This window comes from Natrinema soli (assembly GCF_028618695.1).
Genome location: NZ_JAQIVI010000609.1, coordinates 1 through 15,459 on the forward strand (window position 1 = coordinate 1; position 15,459 = coordinate 15,459).

The 15,459-nt window shown below is 59.3% G+C and carries 14 protein-coding genes and 3 pseudogenes; 11 read left to right on the plus strand and 6 right to left on the minus strand.

Translation table 11 applies throughout. The features are described 5' to 3' along the window. Window positions 1–209, plus strand: a pseudogene (locus tag PGX04_RS27685) (nitronate monooxygenase); the annotation flags it as partial. 64 nt (window positions 210–273) lie between these two features. On the opposite strand, the gene PGX04_RS27690 reads toward PGX04_RS27685, so the two are convergent. The 3 genes from PGX04_RS27690 to PGX04_RS27700 form a co-directional block, all read right to left on the minus strand. Continuing rightward, entirely contained in the window at window positions 274–684 is a 411-nt protein-coding gene (locus tag PGX04_RS27690; RefSeq protein ID WP_273741427.1) for a type II toxin-antitoxin system VapC family toxin, read from the minus strand. Continuing rightward, window positions 671–898: an antitoxin VapB family protein gene (locus tag PGX04_RS27695; protein ID WP_273741428.1), complete on the minus strand. Its 228-nt coding sequence runs from the start codon at window positions 896–898 to the stop codon at window positions 671–673. Before PGX04_RS27695 ends, PGX04_RS27690 begins: the two co-directional genes overlap by 14 nt. A gap of 1,241 nt (window positions 899–2,139) precedes the next feature. Continuing rightward, window positions 2,140–2,322 (minus strand): HVO_A0556 family zinc finger protein, encoded by a 183-nt coding sequence (locus PGX04_RS27700; RefSeq protein WP_273741429.1) that lies wholly within the window; start codon window positions 2,320–2,322, stop codon window positions 2,140–2,142. 340 nt (window positions 2,323–2,662) lie between these two features. Between PGX04_RS27700 and PGX04_RS27705 the strand changes: the two genes are divergently transcribed. From PGX04_RS27705 to PGX04_RS27715, 3 genes are all read left to right on the plus strand, one after another. Beyond that, window positions 2,663–2,785 (plus strand): hypothetical protein, encoded by a 123-nt coding sequence (locus PGX04_RS27705; protein ID WP_273741430.1) that lies wholly within the window; start codon window positions 2,663–2,665, stop codon window positions 2,783–2,785. 851 nt (window positions 2,786–3,636) lie between these two features. Further along, window positions 3,637–4,599, plus strand: coding sequence for a transcription initiation factor IIB (locus tag PGX04_RS27710; protein WP_273741431.1), 963 nt, complete (start codon window positions 3,637–3,639; stop codon window positions 4,597–4,599). A gap of 584 nt (window positions 4,600–5,183) precedes the next feature. Further along, a complete protein-coding gene (locus PGX04_RS27715; RefSeq protein ID WP_273741432.1) occupies window positions 5,184–6,173 on the plus strand; it encodes an NAD(P)-dependent alcohol dehydrogenase in 990 nt (329 codons plus the stop codon). A 58-nt stretch (window positions 6,174–6,231) separates the two neighbouring features. On the opposite strand, the pseudogene PGX04_RS27720 reads toward PGX04_RS27715, so the two are convergent. After that, a pseudogene (locus PGX04_RS27720) lies at window positions 6,232–6,450 on the minus strand (IS5/IS1182 family transposase); the annotation flags it as partial. A gap of 321 nt (window positions 6,451–6,771) precedes the next feature. On the opposite strand from PGX04_RS27720, the gene PGX04_RS27725 reads away from it, so the two are divergent. Next, window positions 6,772–7,983 carry an MFS transporter gene (locus tag PGX04_RS27725; RefSeq protein ID WP_273741439.1) on the plus strand — a complete coding sequence of 404 codons (1,212 nt, stop codon included), beginning with the start codon at window positions 6,772–6,774 and terminating at the stop codon, window positions 7,981–7,983. On the opposite strand, the gene PGX04_RS27730 is transcribed toward PGX04_RS27725, so the two are convergent. Together PGX04_RS27730 and PGX04_RS27735 are read right to left on the minus strand one after the other, a co-directional pair. Next, window positions 7,980–9,041 (minus strand): TrmB family transcriptional regulator, encoded by a 1,062-nt coding sequence (locus tag PGX04_RS27730; RefSeq protein WP_273741433.1) that lies wholly within the window; start codon window positions 9,039–9,041, stop codon window positions 7,980–7,982. The genes PGX04_RS27725 and PGX04_RS27730 overlap by 4 nt on opposite strands. Window positions 9,042–9,344: 303 nt before the next feature. Then, window positions 9,345–9,677 carry a hypothetical protein gene (locus PGX04_RS27735; RefSeq protein WP_273741434.1) on the minus strand — a complete coding sequence of 111 codons (333 nt, stop codon included), beginning with the start codon at window positions 9,675–9,677 and terminating at the stop codon, window positions 9,345–9,347. A gap of 131 nt (window positions 9,678–9,808) precedes the next feature. Between PGX04_RS27735 and PGX04_RS27740 the strand changes: the two genes are divergently transcribed. From PGX04_RS27740 to PGX04_RS27765, 6 genes and pseudogenes are all read left to right on the plus strand, one after another. Then, the gene (locus tag PGX04_RS27740; protein ID WP_273741435.1) at window positions 9,809–9,949 is read left to right on the plus strand and encodes a hypothetical protein; all 141 of its coding nucleotides are present in this window, start codon (window positions 9,809–9,811) and stop codon (window positions 9,947–9,949) included. A 761-nt stretch (window positions 9,950–10,710) separates the two neighbouring features. Beyond that, complete coding sequence (locus tag PGX04_RS27745) at window positions 10,711–11,058, plus strand: DUF7853 family protein (protein ID WP_273741436.1); 348 nt, start codon at window positions 10,711–10,713, stop codon at window positions 11,056–11,058. 345 nt (window positions 11,059–11,403) lie between these two features. Next, window positions 11,404–11,712 (plus strand): annotated as a pseudogene (locus tag PGX04_RS27750) (Cdc6/Cdc18 family protein); the annotation flags it as partial. Between the two features lie 77 nt (window positions 11,713–11,789). Beyond that, window positions 11,790–13,631 carry an amidase gene (locus PGX04_RS27755; protein ID WP_273741437.1) on the plus strand — a complete coding sequence of 614 codons (1,842 nt, stop codon included), beginning with the start codon at window positions 11,790–11,792 and terminating at the stop codon, window positions 13,629–13,631. 438 nt (window positions 13,632–14,069) lie between these two features. Beyond that, window positions 14,070–14,285: a hypothetical protein gene (locus tag PGX04_RS27760; protein WP_273741438.1), complete on the plus strand. Its 216-nt coding sequence runs from the start codon at window positions 14,070–14,072 to the stop codon at window positions 14,283–14,285. A gap of 450 nt (window positions 14,286–14,735) precedes the next feature. Further along, on the plus strand, window positions 14,736–15,459 hold a 724-nt coding region (locus tag PGX04_RS27765; RefSeq protein WP_273741441.1), incomplete at its 3' end, for a Cdc6/Cdc18 family protein.

Consider the following 15,459-nt stretch of genomic DNA (forward strand, 5'->3'; position numbering starts at 1 on the left):
CTGGCGACGGTGACGGCGAGCCGATCGAGCGCTACGACGAGGCCCTCGCGACGCCGGCTGTCGACGGCGACATCGAGGACATGGCGCTGTTCGCCGGCCAGAGCGTCGGGCTAACCGATAACGTTCGGCCGGCGGGAGCGTTGCTCGAGGAACTCGTCGCGGAGACGATCGAGACGCTCTCGGGGTTGCCGGCGGCCCGTCACGGCTGATCGGTGGCCGCGAGTGTGCGCCGTGTTTCTGCTTCTCGAGAAGTAGATGTCACACGATAGTCAGCTAAAACGACGTCCAGTCGACGACGGAAACGTCGTCCATCCGCTCGAAGTGATCGGCGTTCGCGGTCAGTACCGGGAGCCGTTCGACCGCTGCAGTCGCGCCGACGTAGACATCGTGGAGATCGTGTAACGGCTTTCCGCGCCGCTGAAGATCGGTGATGATATCCGCCGCCGCGGTTGCGACCGCTCGATCGATCTCGACGAGTTCGAATCGGGCAAGGAGTCGGTCGAGGTCCTCCGGAGCGCTCCTCTGTGACGAATCGTCTTCATACCGTTTGTTAACGCCGTGGCGGAGTTCGGTGACCGTGACGCTACTGATCGCGTGGCGGCCCTCGCCGTCGAGTTTCGTCACTCGATCGGCGACGCCACCGCGATCAATATCGACGAGGACGGACGTGTCACAGAGTTTCATCGTCCATTCTCGAGATCGTCCCGCGGCTCAACTGCTCGATATCGTCTTTCACGTCGTCGTGCGTCTCCCGGTCGAGGACTCCGGTCCCCGTGACGTCGGCCAGTTTCCGGCGCTCCTCGAGGTGATCCCGAATGACGTCGCTGAAACTCCGGTCGCCTTTCTCTCGTTTTAGCTCCCGATAGACATCGTCGGAGATCGAGATGTTCTTGCTCATAGTAGATGTATGGGCACCCATACGCAAGTCGTTTGCGGGACACAGAGATCGCCAACGACGGATCGACGAGCGGTCGCAGTTCGCCAGTCGGAGAATCAGACCGACCCACGACGTTCAGTCGGCAGGAACACTCCTCGAGATCGAGTATCCGATCGTCTAGACACCGGTCGGCAGCGTGACGATCTTCGAGCTCGCGCTCCGCTCGCCGACTCGCTCAAGTACCCGTCAGTGAGAGTATATCGACGTCGAGTGCATCGGTGAGTCCGGGGTCGTCAAAATCAACGTCAGCAACTACCAGGCTCACCGATCGCCAGTGCGGTCCCCGCGATAAATGTCTCATACGAAGGAGTAGGCGGGGACACACTATCTCTTTCGAAAAGGACTCTCTCGGCCGATCTAATCGTTTTATCGTGTATATAGTTATTCAGCAGTGGCCTCATTGTATATCTGACGGGGAGGGGATTTCCGTTCCCGATCGTCGATATCGTGACATTGCAGTCACCCCCGTCGCCAATAGAGATCGTTCCGATCGTCGATCTCTATTTCACCCCTACCCATTGACACACCACCTTTTGAGTAGGGGCCGACGTCAGCCTCAAGGAGATATTTTCAACCGAAATCACTGGTGCTGGCATTGTTTGCCGTCATACCATCTTCCCCGCCGTGAACGGCGGGGCTTCCCCTACGAGGGGAATCCACTCCGGCAGGGTTCAGTCCTGATAAGCCGCGAGCGTCATCTGTGAGGATTTCTCGCTCGTCTCGCGGTGGACTGCGGCGCTGTCACTGGCGCCCCCCGTCCGAGGCGAGTCATCGCGTTCCGGTTCCCAAGGAATGCTCTCTCCCCGCGGATCTACAGACGGAGCAGGCCGAGTACCGCGGGGTCGTTCGGAAGATCTTCGATCTTCCGTAACTGAGCGAAGCGAAGCTTCGCGATGTCCGCGAAACCGTCGGTTTCGCTTGATGACGAGAGAGCGTCGCTCTCTCGACCCACTTAAGCCAAGGCGGTTCACAGTCGCCGAGACCGATGGACGGCACCCGTTTCGATTCTGCTTGCAGGCGGTGCCCGATCGCTCACACAGCGTCGACGGCAGCGATCGCTCGAGATGGCGTCCCCAGTACGGGACGATGTTGAGTGGTCGAGACTCGTCGGATACACCTCGGAAACGTCTCATCCGCTCCTCGACGCAAGACGGCGAGTCTCGAGAACAAACTGACGACTAACCGGCTGCTCACCCTCTCGGTCAGTGAGAGCCCACGTCCCAGAGCTGAACCTGTGGCGTCTCGCATGCCGGACAGACGACGGCGACGTTATCCTTGTACGTGCCACGCTCGAGCGTCCCCGCGGTGCACTGCGGACACGAATTCCCCTCGAGGCGTGACAGAAGCGTTTCTCCGTCCGAACGAATGTCTTCCATTCCTTTCATTCCGTGGGGCAACTACCACCTCTCAGATGGTTAATCTTTTGGGTGGCGGTACACTTCGGTAGTGCGATTGCATTCAACGATCGATTCGGGACCAACAGCGCGTCAATCGGGGCTGGCCATCGACAGACAGTATACCAGTTGTCAATTCGAGACAGCGTCTGGGAGGGTGCCTGCCTCTGTCGCGTATCTGGATGGTTGTTGGTGGGTATATCAGTCGGTGCTAATCCAATAGTTATTACCAATATATATGATAAATCAGGAATAGAGAACTATTAAGTGATCCGGAAATCATACCCGTAGTAGAGCCAGAGCAGCTGGACCGAATGAGGGAGGGGAACCTGTGAGCAAGAACACGACAACGAAGACAGCTTACTGTCCGAACTGTGGCACCGAACGAGAGGTACAGATCACCGTCCCCTGGCAAGACGATCTCTGTATCCAGTGCGGTGAGAACGTCGACTAGCGTCGATTATACTCTGAACCGCACCACCCCGGTCTCCCGTACGATATCCTTGAGAAAGCCGGCCTCGCGGCACGGACAACAGTCGTCTCCGAACAGTCACTCGAGGCTATTCCTCTCTGAACTGCGAAGGCTGCTCGAAGAGAGAAGACCCACAGTTACTCCTGTTCGCTGGCTGCTGGCATCGTTTTTGATAGTCTCGTCACTAAGTGGGAGCGTCGCTCCCGCAAGGTCGTCGGCGCTGTGGTCCCAAGAACCCCCCATTCTCGGACGATCCGAGGCACTCTGCCTGCTCATGGAGTATTACTATCCATCAACAATTGTTCATCGAGACTAGTCGGATGCACGCGGCTGCACCCCATGAGACTCTCGTCACGCCCGTGCTAAGAGATCCCTTAGCGGAGTCTCACCGACAACAGCCCATTCTCGGCAGAGTCGCCGTTCGGCGATATCCTTCGCATATCCAGTACGGATTATACCACGGTCACAATAGCTCTCCCATGCACGGTCATCGCCACCTGTCTCCTTCTCGAACAGGTAATATTCCTTCCGAGCAATTCTCTTCCATCGGAAGCAACATAATTGTTTTTGGTGATGGTCTGGCGCCGGAAGTGGTACAATCCACCCTCATGGTCTCAGAGAGGATGTTCGTTGGCGATCGGAGATGACCTCCTCGCTACGACGTGGATTACCCAGCGCACAGCGCTGAGCCACGTCGTTGACAATACCCACATCATACGAACCGCGTTAACGGCAGCCCTATTCGTCAGTGCTTCCCTGGGTAGCAGTGAAGATCTGTTCGCTCTCGGCATAGAAACAAGGTCTTAAGCAACTCTATCCATGGATTACATATCATGGAGCGCCCGACTCGCCAGCGTGAGCGTGACTCGAAGGCGGATCAACAAATCGAGGAGAGTACCAGTGAACAAACCTGCGATGAATGCGGCTCGAACGCTCTCGTCACAAGCGAGGATCAGGGAGAGCTCGTCTGTGAGGACTGTGGCTTAATTATCGAAGCGACGAACATCGACCGGGGACCAGAATGGCGCGCGTTCGATCACTCCGAACGGAAGAGTAAATCCCGTGTCGGGGCACCCACCACGCAGACGATGCACGACAAGGGGCTCACGACGCAGATTGACTGGAAAAACAAGGATGCCTACGGCCGCTCGCTGTCCTCGAAAAAGCGAAACCAGATGAACCGCCTCCGCAAGTGGCAAGAACGTATCCGAACGAAGGATGCCGGCGAGCGAAACCTCCAGTTCGCGCTCAGTGAGATCGATCGGATGGCCTCTGCGCTGGGCGTGCCGCGCTCGGTCCGCGAGGTCGCCAGCGTGATCTATCGGCGGGCATTGGACGAGGACCTCATCCGCGGGCGCTCGATCGAAGGCGTCTCGACGAGCTGTCTCTATGCGGCGTGCCGTCGAGAGGGGATCCCACGCAGCTTAGAGGAGATCGCCGACGTCTCACGGGTCGGACGGAAAGAAATCGGGCGCACGTATCGATATATCGCTCAAGAGCTGTCGCTTGCGATGGAACCGGTCGATCCAAAGGAGTACGTTCCACGGTTTTGTTCTGAACTCAACTCGAGCGAGGAGGTCCAGGCCAAAGCCAACGAGATCATCGATGTCACTGCAGAGCAGGGACTGCTGTCCGGGAAATCCCCAACAGGGTTTGCCGCCGCTGCAATCTATGCGGCCTCGCTCCTGTGTAACGATAAGAGAACGCAAAAGGAAGTTGCAGCCGTCGCGCAAGTCACCGAAGTCACCATCCGGAACCGATATCAAGAACAGATCAAGGCGATGGGGCTCCACTAACACTCTCTGCGGTCCGTAGTCACTGCCCGCCAACAAGCGGCTGGCGACGGTGGGACGTCGATTCCACGTGACTCAGTAATAGAGAACTGAAAGGCGCTCATCTCATGTTGTCTGCCGCATGCGCCAGCTAGATCCCCGCTCGAGATTTTGTTGCCCTGCAGCTACCCCGTCACCAATAGAGATCGTTGGCCTTGTTGAAACCCTCAGTAGGTGATCGGTTTCGAGAGTTGAGCTGCATAGAGGGCGCATATCTCAAATCGGAACGATCACGAAGTACTCCGGCGGTATCAACCTGCGTGCGGGTCACCGTCGGGGAGGCTCGCATCGCCGACATCCGCGAGGGTAATGGGCCAGACCAGCATATTTACCAAAACTCAACCCGTATTGAGTAAAATGTCCAGATTTCCGAGCGTCGGGACTATCGCCGTCGTTGGATCCGTACTGGTAGCGCTCCTCACCGTCCGACCGATACTAGCGACCGTTGGAGCGCACTTGATGATGGTGTGGCTCTTGGTCGAGGCCGTAAGGGCTCCCGGAACGGCGACGGAGTCGACGAGCACGTTGCCAGGAACGAGCGGCCAGCGATGATCGAAACCGGAGAGATGCCGGCCGTCGTAATGCGTGGCTTCGGCTCGCCCGATGTGCTCGAGCTCGCAATGGTCGAGAAGCCGACACCCGTGGACGACGAGGTGCTGATACGGACCCGTGCGACGACCGTGACCGCAGGCGACTGTGAGTTCCGACGGCTCGACCTCCCGCTTTCCTTTCGGCTTCCAGTCTGGCTCTACGTGAAGCTCTGGAAGGGAAATCAGGTCGTCCCCGGGCAGGAGGTCGCCGGGGAGATCGAATCGGTCGGCGACGACGTGACGCGATTCGTGCCGGGCGACGAGGTGTTCGCCGCGACGTCGTTCCGGTTCGGCGGGGCTGCCGAGTACGTCTGTCTCTCCGAGTCGTATCCCATCGCGAGGATACCAGAACCCATGACCGTCGAGGAGGCCGCCACGCTGCCGACGGGCGGACTGAACGCGATGCATTTCCTGCGGAGCGCAAACGTGGAGGACGGCGACGCGGTCCTGATCAACGGGGCCGGTGGCAGCATCGGCACGTACGCCGTCCAAATCGCTACGACCTGGGGAGCCGACGTGACGTGTGTCGATAGCGGAGAGAAACTGGACGTGCTGTGCTCGCTCGGGGCGAACTCCGTCGTCGATTACACGCGAGAAGAGTTCACCGACCGCGGCGAGCGCTACGACGTCGTCATCGACGTGGTGGGTACGAGTCCGTTTTCGCGCACATTGCGCTGTCTGTCGCCCGGTGGTCGCTACGTTCTGGGCAATCCAACGCTGCTCGGGCGAATCAGGGGCGGTTGGGCGAACTTGACCGGCGAGAGAACCGTCATCTCGTCCCTCGCCGGGTACGCGCCCGAGGACGTGGAAGCCCTCGTCGAACTCGTCGAAGCCGGCGAAGTGCGAGCGGTCGTCGACAGGCGATATCCGCTCGACGAGATCGCCGACGCCCATCGATTCGTCGAGAGCGGACGGAAAACGGGTAACGTAGTCATCGACGTGGCGTGATACGATCCGATTGGACACCCGACTGGAAGTGTTGGTCGACCGACTCCTACTCCAGGGGATCGATGGCTCTCCGAATACGGGGCATCTCGATGAGTTCGTCAGGAAGTGTCCGATAGGTCGTGTTCTTCCGAACTTTGAGGCAGAGCAAGACAATGTGTTGATGGAGTGTGTATCGCTGTTTCGAGAACTTCGAAGAGTAGCGAGCGACAGCTCGTCGGGCCAAGTGAAATGCCTGTTCAACAAACTGGAGTAGCCGCGATTTTGGGAGGGCCTGCATCTGGTCAGACTAGCGGGCGAACCTGTAACTCTCTGAGGATTTCAACAGAGCCAGATCGTTTCATTGTCATCTCGTTCCGACAATCGATCTCTGCTTCACCCCCATCCAGTGATACATCACCGGTTGAGGAGGCCCGACGCCAGCCTCGAGTTGGCGGCTTACGTGTCCGAGCGGGGCATCAGCAAACCGTGTTGTGTCTGCGGGAGAGAAGCCGAGAGTCAGCGTGTTGAGCGTGGCCTGTACGTCTCCACGATTGCTACAACACCTGTAGCAACTATATCAATGAACTGTTATATGCGGGCAGATTGTTCCGTTCTTGATGTGACCAACCAACCGTCGAATATCTCCCAATCCTCTGACGGCATCCCCCGTAAAGTCCGGTCAGCACGCGTCGCGAACAGTATTGCGTTTGTCATCCTTGGTGCTATCTTCGCGACGTGGGCGGTCCGCATCCCAGCCATCGAGTCACTCTTCCACCTCACTAAGACAGACATCAGTATCGCGCTCCTTGGACTCGCTGTTGGAAGCATCCTAGGCCTGATCGCCAGCGGTGCTCTCGTCGCCCGCTACAGTGCCAAGGCGGTTGTCCGCCTCGCGATCATCACCTACTGTCTTCTCCTCCCAGTCATCTCCTTCTCGGGCGGCCTGTATACCCTCCTCATCATTCTGGTCGGATTCGGATTCGGAAAGGGTCTCCTCGACGTCGCCGCAAACACGCAAGCGCTTCACATCGAACAGGCCTATTCCCGACAGATTATGGGTAGCTTCCATGCGCTCTACAGCGCCGGTGCGCTCCTCGGTTCGCTCATCGGTGCTCTCTTCACTAGCCTCGGACTATCAGCACAGAGTCACTTTCTCATCCTCGCCGCTACGTTCCTCAGTATCGGTCTCACGGCAAGCGTATGGCTCCTCCCCTCGGAAGAAGATGAGAGCGAGGACACGAATTCCGAACTCGCACTCCCTTCCAGAGAGATACTCGGGTTCTGCCTCATCGGGTTCTGCGCGCTGCTTATCGAAGGGATCGCAAACGACTGGAGTGCCGTCTTCTTGACGGGGGCGGCTGGTGCACGTCCAGCGGTCGCCGCACTCGGATTCGCCGCGTTCGCGCTGGCGATGACGCTCGGTCGGTTTGCCGCCGACCGTGCCGTCGATACGGTCGGTCCTCGCCGATTCATTCAGCTGACGGCAGCTATCGCCGCCCTTGGAGTCATCGTCACGCTCGTCCCGATCCCACCGGTCACGCTTTTCGGCTTCGGGATCCTCGGCTTCGGGATCGGTGGCGTTGCCCCAGTCAATGTCAGTCTCGTCGGCCAAGCCGACCTCAACCGGTCGGCGGAATCAGCCGTCGCTGCCGTCTCTACCTCGAGCTACGCTGGCTTCGCGGCCGGCCCAGTCGCAATCGGACTCCTAGCGGATGCCACCTCACTCCGGGTCGCCTTCCTCCCGGCAATCGGCGTCGCCGCCGTCATCGCGACACTTACGTTCACACTCCCCACGAGCGGCAACACAGCCTCAGCAGTAGGCTCGGACTAAGAGGGGCGGAGATCCATCGGCTCGGAGAGCTCTTCGATGGTGAGGCGGTCGGCCGCGATATCCTCGATTGCCGCACCAGGCCCCCCGACGGTGTATTGGGTATCGTTGGCTTCGAAGACGACGGTGGCCTTCGCTGCGAGTTCGAGCAGCGTCGCCGGTGTCTCGTCGCGGACACCCGTGTACTCGACGGCGTTGAACTCACCAGAAAGGGAGACCTGCCGTCCGTCCGCTCTCGACGTCCCGATTACGTGGCCCCGGATCGTCGCGTCGGCATCAAGCGCGGGTTCGATGCCACGTACGCAGTCGGTTATTTCGACGAACGTGAACGGGGCATCAGAACTGCGAGCATCGTAGACAATGTCGTAGACCTCACGTAGCCGAGTGAGGAAGTACCAGTGGAAAACATAGGCTGTCGCGTAGTCGTCGACGAGGACACCGTATTCGTTCGTCTGACGGCCGCGAGTCGAGTAACACGCTTGCTGCCGGTCTGCCAATAAGAGAAATGGACCAGGGAGTGTCCGTCGTCGCACCTCGTGACAGAGCCCCTGAAGCTCCGCGGGAGCTGGCGGTGTCTCATCGGGCGGAACGAACAGGGACAGATGAATTCGGACGCCGCGCTCGTAGGCCGCTCGAAGCACGGAGCGGAGCCGCTCAACCTGTGTGTCCGTCGCAGCGAGCTGAAGGTGGTTCTCGGCATCCGAGATGACCGTTCGGGCGTGATCGAAGACGGTGCGAAATCGCCGAACGACACTTACCTCGCCCTCTATTTCGTCGGGGGCGTCATAGCGGTCCTCGATGGCGGTAATCGCGTTCTCGAACCGACTGACAGTCGACCGAAGCGAGGCGAGCGCGTCGCTTGGGTTGACGGGATGAGCGGTGAGGGTCTCTTGATCGTAGAGCGTAACATAGCCCCCGTCTTCGAGGGATCGCAGAACGTCGTAGATACGCGCCCGTGGCACGGTGCTGGCCGTCGCGAGTTCGCTCGCCGCTGACGGCCCCATCTCCAATAGCATGACGTACGCGTCAGCCTCGTACGGCGAAAACTCAGCTTTTTCCAATATTCTGCAAAGCTCATCTGACTCCATTCATGCTGCATTCCGTTGTCCAGTCGCCTAACTCTTGGTGACATCCTCCCCGGCCTAAACGCCGGGGCTTCCCACGCCCACCAATGCGCGGATCGTTGAATCACTGCTGAAGAACCATCTCAGGTCACTAGTCGAGGAGAGGGTTCACTTCGGTAAACGCTCTCAAGGGTATCTATCGGTTCGTCCGCGCGCTACACGCCGGTTTTCGGTTGATACTCGGTGATAGGAAACAGCCCGCGAACCCCGGTCCACTTGAATCGGAGTTATGCGATCGTATCACGCATCCCCGTTTCGCTTATCGAGAACACGGTATTGACGAGGTTGTTCGCCTTCCGGATAGATCTGAACGTATCCGGTTGGACAGTACGGTTGGGTCATGAAGTCGGGGGTATCCGGGAAGGTGTTCGCGAGTCTTGTGTCTTCATCGATCCCTCCAATATCGGTTACCAATTTGAGATATGACGGCAGTTTCACAACGAGACTTCCTTCGTATCCAATAAACTCGGCTGGGGTCTCGAGTCCAGCCTCATCGAACGTGAGCTCTCCAGCATCGATGACCTCGGTTGTCTCATTTTCACTGGTCGCACCCCGATTGAATAAGCCCCACATTCTGGTCTACCCATGATATCATTTGAGGAATTTATTGAATATTTTGTGGTCTCAGTACATTGCCGGTTTTGTTCGAAATTGACAGCCTCCGTCGAGAGACCTCTTCTAGATTTAGCTGAGCCGAAGCGCTAATGCCCCTTTCTCAAGGACCAAAGGTCCGGCGGCGGACGCTTGACAACCTCGCGGCGGATGTCGCGGTCCTTGCACACTACCACCCGGCGTTACTCGCCGAGGTCCGGGCGATTCTCTGTGACGAGGCCGACCCAGAGTAAGCGGCTGGTGGGGCCACCAGTCCCGTCTGTCTGCGTCTCGTCCGTCCCTGCTCGACCCGCACTCCCATCCCTCGAGTCGTGCGCTGTGCCGGCCTCGGTGCTGCCAGTTGGCTCCCGGAGGGGAGAGTACAGATACACTCGTAGTTCCGCTGGAGCAATGCCCTGTCCAGAGGTCACGGAACGATCCCGCCGCTCTCCCCCGAGACGTGGGGAGCCACCGCTGATCCACCACCTCCTCCGGCAAGGACCGACGATGGCCGCCCGGCCATGCCCAACACCGTCGTCGATTCGGCTCCCCCGAATGAGCAGCCAACTCACCAGACGCCGGCGTGCCATCTCGGTGCCCGCGGACCGACTGCCGTGACGGTTAGTGGCCCTACAGATGCGAGCCCCCGCCTGACTCGTCTCGCTTCGTTCGTCGCACCTGTCGCGATCACAGCTGAACCGCCGGCAACTGCCGCAGGGATCGAGACGTGGGTTACTTACATCCTGGGACAATCCCCATATTTCCGATAGGAATAACCTAGATGGGAATTTGAGCCGATCGGGCCGGCTGTGTGGGACCTGACAGAGACGTGGCCGTCGAACGCGTCACCCCTTCTTGCAGGCCAGACCGGCTCCCGGGCACACACCCGCGGCCGTGACTGAGCGCATCAGGGCCAGAAGACGAGCGGTCCCTGTCACCCGTAGTGTTGCAGATCATGCGACTAGCTAGCAAGCATTATACTCTCGGCGTCCAATAGGAGTCGTGACGGAGACCCATGCCAGCACTATCCCCAGACACCGTAGCGCTCGCCCTTCCACGTGATGACCTGTGGGTGCTCCACCATGTGTTGCTCGAGCGTCTTGACGCGGAACGGACCGCCCCAGCGCCCGCCTCGATCGATCCGCCACCACTGGCGGTGTACCGGGTATTCGACACTCTTGAGGCCGGCGAGACCTCCGTTCGGATCACGGATCTCGAGGCGGTCACGGACGTGTTGCGCCACGACGGCGCCTGCCCGCCGTGGTGTCTCGGCTGCGCTCGCCTCGCAGCGCTACGCCAACGGCTCATGCAGTTGTCTGAGCGCCAGCAACCGTCGGACACGTACGAGATCGCAGACGATTGAGGCCGCAACTCGTCCCACTGGGGCTGCGAGGGGTGGCGAGTCGCCGGGCCGACTCGGGGCGTGGAGACAACAGGGCAACAACTGCGTCACCGAGACCGTCTGTACCGACTGCGTCGGTGCTGACACCACATTCAGGAGCCCCACACGCCACAGTCACGGGAGGACGTACTGGCAAAGAGACTCGAGGTTCTTTCATGGGCGGACACGCGCTACATGCCGCCCATTTCCTGTCAGTCCAACTATCGCAAGCCACACGCGGATCGCAGTACCCACCAGCGGCCAGGTGAGCAGCCGGGCGATACGTTCATCGGTCACACGCGACTACCACAGCCACCCCCGATTCGTATGAGCAAGTACGACGATCTCTTCGCCGAGACCGCGCCTACCGATAGCGTCTTCGCCGACAAGGGCGCGCTCGATCCCCTCGCGGAGCCCGCGGAGATCCACGCCCGCAACGCCCAGGAACGCGAGCTCGCCAGGATCCTCACCGGCGTCGATGACGGCTCCCACCCGCCGACGGTCTCGGTGGACGGCCCGCCCGGCACGGGCAAGACGCTCACGACGCGGCGGGAGTTCGCCGCCCGCCACGATGCCGTTATGGTGGAGTACGTGACTCTCACGGAGTGTCGCACGCTGTTCAGTGCGGCCAACGAGAATGTATAACGAATTCTAGCTGGTAATATATGTATTATACAAACAGTTAACATTGGTGATATCGTTGGACAAATTGTATGTCAGAAGACGAAAGGGACACGAATCGTAGTAGAAATCCCACATATAGTGGTGGTAGTGGATATAGAATAAACAGACGATTGATTCTTCGGTCAGCTGGGGCACTGAGCGGTGCAAGCCTCATCTCAGGTATAGCAGGTGCACGTGGCCCGCCGGATGGGAAGCCTGAAGGTCCGCCCGACGACAAACCAGCGAGTCCGTCAAAGTTCGATCCAATTGAGGCTACGGCATCTGAACTCCGTAAGTTATACAGAACAAATCAGATCTCGGTCAGTGCCGTCGTCAAACAATATCTGGAGCGGATCCGAGCATACGAGGATGAACTCGGCGCCATCATTCGCGTTAATCCAGATGTCATGGAACGAGCAGCCGAGTTAGACGCTGCACTTGAATCAAATGAGCTAGTCGGACCCCTTCACGGAATCCCAGTGCTACTCAAGGATAACCACGACACTGCAGATATCCCGACTACGGCCGGATCAGTCTCGCTAAAGGATTCGACGCCATCCGACAATGCCACAATCGTATCGTGGATCCGCGAAGCTGGCGGTATTGTCCTCGCTAAGACCAACCTGAGCGAGTTCGCATTCTCGTATAATACAGTCAGTTCACTCGGTGGCGTAACGTACAACGCGTACGAGCTAACGCACTCCGCTGGTGGATCAAGTGGTGGGACAGGAGCCGGTATCGCAGCAGGTCTTGGCGTCCTAGGAACTGGCTCAGATACAGGAGGATCTGTCCGAGTACCGGCAGCAGCCAACAGTCTCGTCGGTCTCCGTCCTTCGACTGGGCTCATTAGTCGAGACGGAATCGTCCCGCTAGCGCTCACTGAGGACACGTCTGGTCCAATGGCTCGTACAGTCACCGACACAGCGCTGCTAACCGATGTGATGGTCGGCTACGATTCCGCTGACCCTGAGACAGCCGAGAGTGTTCGGCGGACGCCCCACGCTGAAGGGAAGAGCTATACGGACTACCTGAATGAAGATGGTCTTGAGGGTGCCCGGATTGGTGTATTTCGTGACTGGGTCGGTCCGACGGACGACGAAGAGGATGAAGAGGTAGTTGCAGACGCAGAAGCGGTTGCTGGAGTGTTCAACGACGCCCTTGACGATCTCAGGGATGCAGGTGCTGCCCTTGTCGATCCGGTTACACCACCCTCTTGGGACTTCATCAACGAGGCAAACGTATCCACAAGTGACGAGTTCAACCGGGATATCAACGGATATCTTGAGGACCTCGACGACGAAGATGCTCCCGACTCACTGAAAGAGATTGTTGAGTCCGGTGAATACGCACCCGAGATCTGTTCTATCCGCTCTCGGGAAGAGGTAGATGAAGATGCACTTGACGAGAACACCGACTACCTATACGGCCTGAGCCAGCGTGATGATCTCCAACAGGCCGTTCTCAGCACGATGGCTGAACACGATCTTGATGCAATCGTGTACCCGCCACTCAGACACACCCCGCCCCAACTCGATACGGACGAACCGTGGGGTTCAAACGCGCAGTTCTCCCCGGCACTGGAGTTCCCGTCGATGACCGTTCCAGCCGGCTTCACTGAGGACTATTCGCTACCAGTCGGGATCGAATTCCTGGCTCGAGAGTACCAAGAAGAACTGCTCTTTGAGCTAGCCTACGCGTATGAACAGGTGAGTTCAGGACGACGTCCTCCAGAGAACTTCGGGCCAGTCGAACAGTCGATCGACGAGTGGTCACCGGAGACAATCAAGTCGTGGAACGAGAGCCAGCATCGGAACCGGACGGCGAAACTCCTCGGCTGCGACGATGATCCGCCAGATCTGAAGACAATCGGCGGCGGGTCTGAATCTGGATAACCTCACAATGGCAGAAGTCGGCTAGTTGGTTTTCTCATGCACGACTGGTGACGAAATCTGTTTCGGTAGTCTAAATTTCGAAGGTGGCTATGCATGATAAATCTGCCTGACCGGCCTCTGGACAAGTGGGCCATGATGTCGCGTAACAAACGCGAAGGACCTCCCCCTTTCCGCTGGATAATTGAACCCATTGCCGAACCGGTCGAACTCCCACTGAAGGGCGAAAGGAACCAGTGGATGACGGGACGGCCGAGAGGGGCGCGGATGGCGACACACAGACCGCGTGACTAGCCATACCATCCCATTATTCTGCGTATGCCTCATGCTCCGGGTTCCACTCCTCTCGCGGGAGTTCCTTCCAAAAGTAATCCTCCGGGGTGGAATATCGTCAGCGGCGGCAGGATCGACCTCATACAGGTCACCAGACGCGATTCCTCAATGACTTCGTTCATAATCGTGCTGATGACAGTCACGAGCCTCCCATTTGCTGCGTTCCCCGAAGACCTCTGGATCGAGGTCGTCCTGTCGCGATACGTGAACGACGAAATCGACCGAGAGACGGCGATCGAACTCGTCGGTCGGGACCGAGTCAAACGTGCAGAACGCGAACTGCAGGCAGTTTCCGACGATGTGCAGTGGGGGCTCGATGCGTGACTCTCGCGGTCGCTGACGCGGGCCCATTATTCATCTCGACGAGATCGGTGCGCTCCACGTGCTCTCGACCATCGATCACGTTCTGCTTCCACAGACGGTGCACGATGAACTCGCGGCGGGCACGGTTCCGCCTGCGCTCGGCGATATCGAGTACGAGATCGAACGCGTGCGATGAGGATTCAACCGAGCACCACCAGTGTGGCTATCGGGCCGGTGTGCGAGACGGTCGTTGCTGGCACGCCACTCCCACGGGTACTCCCGACCGCGCTGCGACACGGGCTCCAGCAGTCCGACGAGCGCCTGCCCCAGTATGCGGCAGGCGGCTCGCAGTCGCGTGGGCCCGTCGCCAGCTGTCGCGCCGACCACCGACATCGGTCCGACCGGCGCCAGTCGCACACGGGCGACACGTTCATTGGTGGCACGCCACTACCACTGGCAACCGCGATTCGTATGAGCAAGTACGACGACCTCTTCGCCGAGACCGCGCCTACCGATAGCGTCTTCGCCGACAAGGGGGCGCTGGATCCCCTCGCGGAGCCCGCCGAGGTCCATGCCCGCGACGCTCAGGAACGCGAGCTCGCGACGATTCTCACTGGCGTCGATGACGGCTATCTCCCGCCGACGGTGTCGGTGTACGGTCCGCCGGGGACCGGCAAGACGCTGACGACGCGGCGGGTCTGTCAGGAGTTCGCCGCCCGCCACGACGACGTCGCGGTGGAGTACGTCAACCTCAAGGAGTGTCGCACGCTCTTTAGCGCGGCCAACGAGATCCTCGTCGAACTCACTGGCGAAAAGAAGGGTGCCTACGAGGGGTTGGACGGCGTCTTCACCGGAATCTGGGCGGCGCTGGCTGACTACCCCGAGTGGACGGTGCTCATCCTCGACGAGATCGATCACGTCCAACACGACACGAACTACGATCCCAGCGAGTTCTTCTACCGGCTGCTCCGCGGCGAGGGGAAGCTCTCGCGGGGGATCGACCTGTCGGTCTGGCTGGTGAGCAACGAACTGCTGGAGGTCGACCTGCGGCTCGATAGCCGCGTCGCAAGCGCGATGAGCGACGAAGCCGTCTTCTTCCCGCCGTACGGGGCCGCCGAGCTCGAGGCGCTGCTCGCCCCCCGGCTCGCACGCGCGTTTCACGGTGGAGCCGTGCCAGACGAGGTGTGCGCCCACG